Below are 9,324 nucleotides of genomic sequence, written 5' to 3'. Positions count from 1 at the left end.
TCAGGCGCGGCTTCCGTCCACGGCGAACTGCTCCAGCAGGCCGGCCAGGTCGGGCCGGACCCGGGCGGACAGCTCGGTGCCCTCCTCGGTGTGCCGCTCCTTGAGCACCTCGCCCTCGCGGTGCACGCGGGCGACGACCTCGCCGCGCGCGTACGGCACGAGCGCCTCCACGACCACCTCGGGCCGCGGCGTCTCCACCGCGATGCGCTCGCGCAGCGCGGCGATGCCCTCGCCGGTGTGCGCGGAGACGAACACCGCGGTCGGGAACAGGTGCCGCAGCCGGGCCATGCCCAGCTCGCCCACCGCGTCGATCTTGTTGACCACGAGCAGCTCGTGCGGCATCGGGTCGTCGTGCCGCGACGAGATCTCGCCGATCACCTCGCGCACCGCCTTGACCTGCTTCTCCGGCATCGCGTCGGACCCGTCGACCACGTGGACCAGCAGGTCCGCGTCGGCGACCTCCTCCAGCGTCGACCGGAACGCCTCGACCAGCTGGTGCGGCAGGTGCCGCACGAAGCCGACGGTGTCGGTCAGCGTGTAGGGCAGGCCCTCGGGGGTCTCGGTGCGGCGCGTGGTCGGGTCGAGGGTCGCGAACAGGGCGTCCTGCACCAGCACCCCCGCGCCGGTCAGCGCGTTGAGCAGGCTGGACTTGCCCGCGTTCGTGTAGCCCGCGATGGCCACGTTCGGCACCGAGTTCGCCACGCGGCGGTGCCGCTTGGTCTCCCGGATGACGCCCATGGCGGCGATCTCGCGGCGCAGCTTCGAGATGCGCGCGCGGATGCGCCGTCGGTCGGTCTCCAGCTTCGTCTCACCGGGACCGCGCAGGCCCACGCCGCCGTTGCCGCCGCCGGCACGGCCACCGGCCTGCCGGGACAGCGACTCGCCCCACCCGCGCAGGCGCGGCAGCAGGTACTGGAGCTGCGCCATCTCGACCTGCGCCTTGCCCTCCTTGGTGGAGGCGTGCTGGGCGAAGATGTCGAGGATCAGCGCCGTGCGGTCGATGACCTTGACCTTGAGCTTCTCCTCCAGCTGCCGCAGCTGGCCGGGGGAGAGCTCGCCGTCGGCGATCACGGTGTCCGCGCCGGTCGAGATCACGATGTCGCGCAGCTCGGCGACCTTGCCGGCGCCGATGTAGGTGGCCGGGTCGGGCCGGTCGCGCCGCTGGACGAGACCTTCGAGGACCTCGGAGCCCGCCGTCTCGGCGAGCAGGGCCAGCTCGGCCAGGGAGGCCTCGGAGTCCGCCGCGGTGCCCTCGGTCCACACGCCGACCAGCACGACGCGCTCCAGGCGGAGCTGCCGGTACTCGACCTCGGTGACGTCCTGGAGTTCGGTGGACAGCCCGGCGACGCGGCGCAGCGCCGCGCGTTCCTCCAGCGCGAGGTCGCCGGTCGACAGCTCGTCGTCCTGGTCGGGCCAGTCGTTGCTTCGGTACGTGTTGTCCGTCATTTGCCCTTCATCGTCCCACGTCACCCCTCGCCGGACCGAGTGGTTATCACCCGCGGTCAGTCCCCCGGGTACAGCGCCAGGTAGACCGCGACCCGCTCCCCGTCCGGGGTGGCCGGCGTCGACGCCAGCTCATCGAACAACGCCTGGAGACGCCGTTTTAGTTCCCGCGGGTCGGTCCTGACGACCAACCGGACCTGCTTGAGCGCGTCGACGCCGTGGTCGGCGACCTCGCCGAGGAACGCCTGGAGCACGGCCTCCTGGGTGGCCAGCGGTTTCTCGTCGTCCTGCCAGGTCAGCCGCCAGGACAGCCCGGTGGACAGGTAGGGGACCTCGCGCGCGCCCCGGTTGCCCGAGCGGGCGGGCTGCGCCTCCAGGAAACCCGCGGCCACCAGCTTGCGCACGTGGTGGAGCGTGGTGGCCGGGTCCTTGCGGAGGCGCTCGGCGATCTCCTTGTTGGTCAGCGGCGTGTCGTAGGTGAGCCGGATGATGCGCAGCCGCACGTCCGAGGCGAGGGCCGCGGCCTGCTCGGCGGTGCCGATCTGTCGCTCCACCGGCCAAGGATACGCCGTCGCGGGTAAGTGATTGACAGTTTCAAATCACTCGCGCGAGACTCCCCGCCATGTCCCTCTGGTCCCACCGCGACTTCCGCCTCCTGTGGGTGGGCGACACCGTCAGCCAGTTCGGCGCCACGATCGGCCGCACGGTCCTGCCGCTGCTCGCGGTGGGCGCGCTGGCCGCCACGCCGTTCCAGATGGGCGTGCTCTCCGCCGCGGGCTCGGCCGCGTTCCTGCTGATCGGGCTGCCCGCCGGGGTGTGGGTGGACCGGATGAGCCGCCGCCCGGTGATGCTCGTCTCCGACGTCGCGCGCGCCGCGCTGCTGCTGTCCGTCCCGGCCGCCTGGTGGCTCGGCGCGCTCACCCTCGCCCACCTGGTCGTGGTGGCGCTGCTGGTCGGCGCGGCCACGGTCATGTTCGACGTCGCCTACCAGTCGTACCTGCCCGCGCTGGTCGGCCGGGAGCAGCTCGTCGAGGGCAACTCGAAGCTGGAGTCCAGCCGGGCGGTGGCCGAGGTGTCCGGACCCGCGCTGGCCGGCGGGGTGGCGCAGGCGGTCGGGGCGGCCGTCGGCGTGCTCGCGACCGGTGCCGGCTACCTCGTGTCGGCGCTGTTCCTGCTGCGCATCCGCACCGCCGAGCCGGTGCCGGCGCGGGCCGGGCGGACCGGGCTGCGGCACGAGGTCGCCGAGGGCCTGCGGTTCGTGTTCGGGCACCCGTCGCTGCGCGCGATCGTCGCCTGCACGGGCACGGCGAACTTCTTCGGCGGCATCGCGGCGGCCGTCACGGTGCTGTTCCTGGTCCGCGAGCTGGGCCTGTCCGAGGGCGTGGTGGGCGTGCTGCTCAGCGCGGGGGGCGCGGGCGGCGTGCTCGGCGCGCTGACCATGGGCCGGTGGCACGCCCGGTTCGGCCCGATCACGCCGATCTGGCTGTCCGCCCTGGTCACGTTCCCGTTCGGGCTGCTCATCCCGCTCGGCGCGCCGGACTGGCGGCTCGTGCTGGTGGCCCTCGGCGAGGCCGTCGTCGGCTACGGCGTCATCGTTTACAACGTCGCCCAGCTCAGCTACCGGCAGTCGATCTGCCCCGACCACCTGCTCGGCCGGATGAACGCGAGCATCCGGTTCGTGGTGTGGGGCGCGCTGCCGCTGGGCGGGCTGGCCGGCGGCGCCCTGGGCACGGGCGTCGGGGTCACGGCGGCGCTGTGGGTGGCCATGGCGGGGCAGGCGCTGTCGGCGCTGTGGGTGGTGCTGTCGCCGCTGCGCCGCGGGCGGGTCCACGCGGAGGAGGAAGAGGGGGAGGAAGAGGGGGATGTCGTCACGAGGTGACTTCCGGCGGTTCTGGGGCAGCGACGCGGTCAACCAGTTCGGCACGGCGGTGTCGGCGTTCGTGCTGCCGGTGGTGGCGATCGAGGCGCTGGACGCCTCCGAGTTCCAGGTGGGGGTGCTGGCGGCGGCCGGGACGGCGGCGTTCCTGCTGATCGGCCTGCCCGCGGGGGTGCTGGTCGACCGGGTGCGCAAGCGCCCCCTGCTGGTCTGGAGCACGACCGGCCGGGCGCTGGTGCTGGCCACGGTGCCGGTCGCCGGGTGGCTCGGCGGCCTGACGTTCGCCCACCTGGTGCTGGCCGCGCTGCTGGCGGGCGTGCTGACGGTGTTCGTGGACGTGGCGGGCCAGGCGTACCTGCCGGTGCTGGTCGACCGCGAGGGGCTGACCGCGGGCAACGCCCGGCTCGTGTCGTCGCAGCAGGTGGCCCGGCTCACCGGGGGCCCGGTGAGCGGACCGCTCGCGCAGCTGCTGGGCGCGGCGAACGCGGTGTCGGCGGTCAGCGCCTCCTACCTGGTCGCCGCGCTGCTGCTGCGCGGGGTGCGGACCGCCGAGGAGCCCGTGCCCCGGCGTCCCCGGGCCCTGCGGGCGGAGATGGGGGAGGGCCTGCGGTTCGTGCTCGGGCACCCGCTGCTGCGGCCGATCGCGCTGTGCACGACCTCGTTCAACCTGGCCAACGCCGTGTGGGTCGCGGTGAGCGTGCTGTTCCTGCTGCGCGACCTGGACCTGTCGCCGACGGCCGCCTCGGTGCTGCTGGGCGCCGGCGGCGCGGGCGGCGCGCTGGTCGGCCTGGTCGCGGGCCGGTTGCGGCGGTTCGGCACGGCCCGGCTCGTGTGGCTGCCGATGCTGGTCACGCAGCCGTTCTGGGCGCTCGTGCCGCTGGCCGGGCCGGACTGGCGGCTGGCGCTGCTCGCCGTCGGCACGGTGGTCACCTCGGCCGGGGCCGTCGTCCACAACGTGGCCCAGGTCAGCCTGCGGCAGGCGCTGTGCCCGCCCGGCCTCCAGGGGCGGGTGAACGCGACCGTCCGCTTCCTGGCCTGGGGCGCCACCCCGCTCGGCGCGCTGGCGGGCGGCGCGCTCGCCGGGTGGATCGGGGTGCGGGGCACGCTGTGGGTCGCGGCGGCGGGCATGGCCCTGTCCGTCCTGTGGGTGGTGCTGTCACCGCTGCGGGCGATGCGGGACGCCCCCGTGATCACTAGCGTCGGGCGCCATGGTTGACACCACCGTGCTGCGCGACGGCCTCCGGTTCGGCGAGGGACCCCGGCGGGGACCCGACGGCAGGCTGTTCTACTCGGACTTCTACGACCACGAGGTGCGCGCGCTCGACCTGGTCACGGGGGCCGAGGAGGTCGTCTGCGCGGTGCCGGGCCAGCCCTCGGGCCTGGGCTGGCTGCCCGACGGGCGGCTGCTCGTGGTGTCGATGCGCGACCGCCGGGTGCTGCGCCTGGAGGACGGCGGCCTCGTCGAGCACGCCGACCTGGGCGGGATCGCCACGTTCCACGCCAACGACATGCTGGTCGACGCGCACGGCCGCGCGTACGTCGGCAACTTCGGCTTCGACCTGCACGCGCTCATCGCCGAGCACGGCGAGGCGGCCCTGCTGGCACCCGGCTGGACGGCGCCCGGCGCGGCGCTGGCGCTGGTCGGCCCGGACGGGGCGGTGTCGGTGGCCGCCGAGGACCTGAGGTTCCCCAACGGCATGGTGCTGCTGCCGGACGGCAGGCTCGTCGTCGCCGAGACCCTGGCGTTCGGGCTGACCGCGTTCGACGTGGCCGACGACGGGACGCTGTCCGGCCGCACGACGTGGGCCGACCTGCGCGAGCACGGCGTCGCGCCCGACGGCATCGCGGTGGACGACGAGGGCGGCGTGTGGGTCGCGCCCGCGCTCCAGGCCGCCGCCTTCCGGGTCGAGGACGGCGTCGTCACCCGCCGGGTCGAGACCGGGCAGCCGTGCTTCGCGGTGGCGGTCCTGGGCGACCGGCTCGTCTGCTGCACCGCGCCCACCTCCCAGCCGGAGGTGGTGGCCGGGGCGCGCCTGGGCAGGCTGGAGGTGGTCGACCTCTAGAGCGAGTCCCACCACGCCTGGTCGAGCTCGCCCCGGGCGAGCAGCACGGCCGGGCCGGTGAGCGTCGAGCCGTCCTCCTCGATCACCACCGCGAGCTGTCCGCCGGGGACGTCCACGGTGGCCTTGCCGGTGCGCTGACCGGTCCCGTACAGCCACGAGGCGACCGCGGCGACCGTGCCCGTGCCGCACGAGCGGGTCTCGCCGACGCCGCGCTCGTGCACGCGCATCCGCAGCGCGCCGTCGCCCAGCACGTTGACGAACTCCACGTTCACGCCGTGCGGGAACAGCACCGGGTCGTGGCCGGGCGGCACGCCCAGGTCCAGCTCGCCCACCGGCACCTCGGTGACGCACGCCAGGTGCGGGTTGCCGACGTCCACCGCGACACCGCCGAACGCGCTGCCGCCGACCGTGGCCGTGCCGGTGCCGGTGACCAGGACGCGGCCCATGTCGTTGGTGACCGTGCCGTCCTCGTGCGCGACGACCCGCCGTTCACCCGAACGGGTGCCGATGGTGAACTCCTCGCCGCCGGGCGCCAGGCCCGCGTCGACCAGGTAGCGGACGAACACGCGCACGCCGTTGCCGCACATCTCGGCGATCGAGCCGTCGCCGTTGCGGTAGTCCATGAACCAGGGGCCGAAGTCGGGGCGCACCACCCGCAGCACGCCGTCCGCGCCGAGGCCGCGCCGCCGGTCGCACAGCGCGCGCACCCGCTCCTCGGTGAGGTCCAGCGCACCGTCCGGATCGGGCAGCACCACGAAGTCGTTCTCGGTGCCGTGGCCCTTGAGGAATTCGACGCCCACGCCGGCAGTCTACGGCGCGACGTGCCGGAGGACGCGGCCGGCCAGGTCGGGCGAGGACGCGTCGAACCAGGTGACCCGCCGGTCGCGGCGGAACCAGGACCGCTGCCTGCGCACGAACCGCCGGGTGCCCAGGGCGGTCGCCCCGAACGCCTCCTCGACCGAGTACTCGCCGTCGAACGCGGCCAGCACCTGCTGGTAGCCGAGCGCGCGCGACGCCGTGCGGCCCTCCCGCAGCCCCCTGGCCTCCAGCGCGCGCACCTCGTCGACCAGGCCCGCGTCGAACATCCGGCCGACCCGGGCGTCGACCCGCTCGTCCAGTTCGGCCACCTCCCGGTCCAGGCCGACCAGGACCGCGCCCCACCGCGCCGGGCCGGGCTTGGGCAGGGTCGCCGAGAACGGCCTGCCGGTCAGCTCGATCACCTCCAGCGCGCGCACCACGCGCCGGGCGTTGGACGGCAGGATCGCCAGGGCCGCGGCCGGGTCGAGCTGCGCCAACCGGCCGTGCAGGGTCTCCGCGCCGAACATCGCCAGCTCCCGCTCCAGCTGGGCGCGGACCGCCTCGTCGGTGCCGGGGAACTCCAGGTCGTCGAGCACCGCCTGCACGTACAGGCCCGAGCCGCCGACCAGCACGGGCGTGCGCCCGGCGGCCAGCAGCCGCTCCACGACGGCGCGCGCCTCCCGCTGGTAGGCGGCCACCGAGGCGGTGTCGGTCACGTCGAGCACGTCGAGCAGGTGGTGCGGCACGCCGCGCCGCTCCTCCTCGGTGACCTTCGCCGTGCCGATGTCCATGCCCCGGTAGAGCTGCATCGCGTCGGCGTTGACCACCTCGCCGCCCAGTTCGGCGGCGAGCCGCACGGCCAGGTCGGACTTGCCGGTCGCGGTGGGGCCGACGACGACGACCGGGACGACCCCGGAGGAGGTGCTCACGCGCTCAAGCCTCCCAGACGGCCCAGTGGTACCCGACCCCGTAGGGGGCCAGGAACGCCGACCGGGTGCACCGCCACGCGCCCGGCACGGCCGCCGCGACCTGCCACGCGGCCCGCCCGCCCGCGCCCAGCTCCGCCGCCAGCGCCGGGTCCAGCGCGCCCAGCGCGTCCCGGTCCGCCGAGGCCAGCGCCCGCCGCACGCCGTCGTCGAACGCCCCGGCCCGGTCGTCGGACCGCCCCACGGCCAGCTCGCCGTGCCGGTGCGACCCGTCGCCCAGGACGAGCAGCGCGGGCGTGCCCGCGAGCCGCGCCCCGAGCGCCGCGCAGTCGGGTCCGGGCAGGTCGGGCGGCACGAGGTGGACGCGCACCCGGCGCGCCCCGGCGCGCTCCCGCAGCCAGCCGGCGACCAGGGCGGGCAGCGGCAGTTCGTCGTCCACCCGGGTCGCGCCCTCGGTGAGCGACACCGGCACGTCCACCCCGAAGCCGCGGAAGCTGCCGGCCACGTCCTGCACCACCCTCGGCCCGGACGGGTCGACGCCGACGGCCACCCACTCGTCCGAGTGCGCCGCCAGTTCCCGCGCCGCGGCCAGGCTCGCCGCCCGCACCGGTTCGGTCTCCGGCGCGGCGCCGGCGACCAGTTCGGGCACCAGGAGCGGGGGGTGCGGCACGACCGCCAGTCGCGAGATCATGACAACCCACGCTACCGATCGGCCACCACAGGTACCGATGCGAGCCCTGACCTGTTTGAATGCGCGCGAGGTACTGGCGACCCTTCAGGTGGGTCGCGCGGTACCCGGGTGCTGGGCCCCGCCGCTGGCGGGGCGCCCGTGGTCGGCACGGGCACCACGAAGTGGGCAGGCGAGGAGGAAGCCGGCGATGACGGAGCACGAGACGACACCGGAAGCCACTGGTGACAGTGGTGCGGGGGCGGTAGTCGAGGAGACCCCGGTGGCAGCCGCGCCGGTCACGGCCCCGGCCGCACCGGTCACGGCCCCGGCCACACCGGTCCCCGTGGCGTCGGACCACCCTGACCGCTGGGGGCGCGTGGACGCGGACGGCACCGTCTACGTCAAGACGGCCGACGGCGAGCGCGTCGTGGGCTCGTGGCAGGCGGGCGAGCCCGCGGAGGGCCTGGCGCACTTCGCGCGCCGGTTCGACGACATCCGCACCGAGGTCGAGCTGCTGGTGACGCGGCTGACCGCCGGGACGGGCGACCCCAAGCACGCGATGACCAGCGCCAAGCACGTCCAGGAGAGCCTGGCCGACGCGGCGGTGGTCGGCGACCTCGCGGCGCTGGCGGCCCGCGTCGAGCACGTGCTCGCGCTGGCCGAGAAGGGCCTGGAGGCGGCCAAGGCGGCCAAGGACGAGGCGCGCGCCGCGGCCGGGGCCCGCAAGCAGGAGCTGGTCGAGGAGGCCGAGGTCCTGGCCAACGAGTCGACGCAGTGGAAGGTGGCCGGCGACCGGCTGCGGCAGATCCTGGACGAGTGGAAGACCATCCGGGGCGTCGACCGCAAGACCGACGAGCAGCTGTGGCGTCGGTTCTCCAAGGCGCGGGACGCGTTCAACCGCCGGCGGGGCTCGCACTTCGCCGACCTCGACCGGCAGCGGGGCGTCGCCAAGAACCGCAAGCAGGAGCTGGTCGAGGAGGCCGAGAAGCTCGTCGAGTCCGACGACTGGGGCCCCACGGCCGGCCGGTACAAGGACCTGATGGTCGAGTGGAAGGCCGCCGGGCGCGCGCCCAAGGAGGCCGACGACGCGTTGTGGCAGCGGTTCCGCGCCGCCCAGGACGCGTTCTTCGCCAAGCGCTCCGAGGCGTTCAACGAGCGTGACGCGGAGTTCGCGACCAACGCGAAGCTGAAGGAGGAACTGCTCGCCGAGGCCGAGCGCATCGACCCCTCCGGCGACCTGGAGACCGCCCGCCAGCAGCTCTACAAGATCCAGGAGCGGTGGGACGCGATCGGCAAGGTCCCGCGCGAGCGCATCCGCGACCTGGAGGGCAAGCTCCGCGCGATCGAGGAGCGGGTCCGCGGCGCGGTCGACGCCCAGTGGCGCCGGTCCGACCCGGAGGCCGAGGCCCGCGTCGCGCAGTTCCGCGAGCGCGTCGAGCAGTTCGAGGCCCAGGCCGAGAAGGCCCGGTCGGCGGGTGACAAGCGCCGTGCCCAGCAGGCCGAGGCCCAGGCCCAGCAGTGGCGGGAGTGGCTGGCCGCGGCCGAGCA

At 75.0% G+C, this 9,324-nt stretch carries 9 protein-coding genes; 4 read left to right on the top strand and 5 right to left on the bottom strand.

The window, feature by feature from the left end:
• Positions 1-1,446: a GTPase HflX gene (gene hflX / locus ACR807_RS39435; RefSeq protein ID WP_438926644.1), complete on the bottom strand. Its 1,446-nt coding sequence runs from the start codon at positions 1,444-1,446 to the stop codon at positions 1-3.
• A 56-nt stretch (positions 1,447-1,502) separates the two neighbouring features.
• Complete coding sequence (locus ACR807_RS39430) at positions 1,503-1,997, bottom strand: ArsR/SmtB family transcription factor (protein WP_438926643.1); 495 nt, start codon at positions 1,995-1,997, stop codon at positions 1,503-1,505.
• Between the two features lie 68 nt (positions 1,998-2,065).
• On the opposite strand from ACR807_RS39430, the gene ACR807_RS39425 reads away from it, so the two are divergent.
• From ACR807_RS39425 to ACR807_RS39415, 3 genes are read left to right on the top strand one after another with little or no spacing between them, the layout of a single operon-like run.
• Complete coding sequence (locus ACR807_RS39425) at positions 2,066-3,322, top strand: MFS transporter (protein ID WP_438926642.1); 1,257 nt, start codon at positions 2,066-2,068, stop codon at positions 3,320-3,322.
• The gene (locus ACR807_RS39420; protein WP_438926641.1) at positions 3,306-4,535 is read left to right on the top strand and encodes an MFS transporter; all 1,230 of its coding nucleotides are present in this window, start codon (positions 3,306-3,308) and stop codon (positions 4,533-4,535) included. Before ACR807_RS39425 ends, ACR807_RS39420 begins: the two co-directional genes overlap by 17 nt.
• Entirely contained in the window at positions 4,528-5,382 is an 855-nt protein-coding gene (locus tag ACR807_RS39415) for an SMP-30/gluconolactonase/LRE family protein (protein ID WP_438926640.1), read from the top strand. The genes ACR807_RS39420 and ACR807_RS39415 overlap by 8 nt, the downstream gene beginning before the upstream one ends.
• Here ACR807_RS39415 and dapF read toward each other — a convergent pair.
• Genes dapF through ACR807_RS39400 form a run of 3 tightly spaced genes read right to left on the bottom strand, consistent with a single transcriptional unit; the run spans position 5,379 to position 7,797 of the window.
• Positions 5,379-6,182, bottom strand: coding sequence for a diaminopimelate epimerase (gene dapF, locus ACR807_RS39410; RefSeq protein WP_438926639.1), 804 nt, complete (start codon positions 6,180-6,182; stop codon positions 5,379-5,381). The two genes, ACR807_RS39415 and dapF, sit on opposite strands and share 4 nt — an antisense overlap.
• 9 nt (positions 6,183-6,191) lie before the next feature.
• Positions 6,192-7,109 carry a tRNA (adenosine(37)-N6)-dimethylallyltransferase MiaA gene (gene miaA / locus ACR807_RS39405; protein ID WP_438926638.1) on the bottom strand — a complete coding sequence of 306 codons (918 nt, stop codon included), beginning with the start codon at positions 7,107-7,109 and terminating at the stop codon, positions 6,192-6,194.
• A 4-nt stretch (positions 7,110-7,113) separates the two neighbouring features.
• The gene (locus ACR807_RS39400) at positions 7,114-7,797 is read right to left on the bottom strand and encodes a class III extradiol dioxygenase subunit B-like domain-containing protein (RefSeq protein ID WP_438926637.1); all 684 of its coding nucleotides are present in this window, start codon (positions 7,795-7,797) and stop codon (positions 7,114-7,116) included.
• 187 nt (positions 7,798-7,984) lie between these two features.
• Between ACR807_RS39400 and ACR807_RS39395 the strand changes: the two genes are divergently transcribed.
• The coding region (locus ACR807_RS39395; RefSeq protein WP_438926636.1) for a DUF349 domain-containing protein at positions 7,985-9,324 on the top strand (1,340 nt) is incomplete at its 3' end.

It is taken from the genome of Saccharothrix sabaoui (genome assembly GCF_051756985.1).
In the GTDB taxonomy this organism is placed as follows: domain Bacteria; phylum Actinomycetota; class Actinomycetes; order Mycobacteriales; family Pseudonocardiaceae; genus Actinosynnema.
Note: the sequence above shows the minus strand (reverse complement) of the source record. Positions and strands in the feature narration are given on the sequence as shown.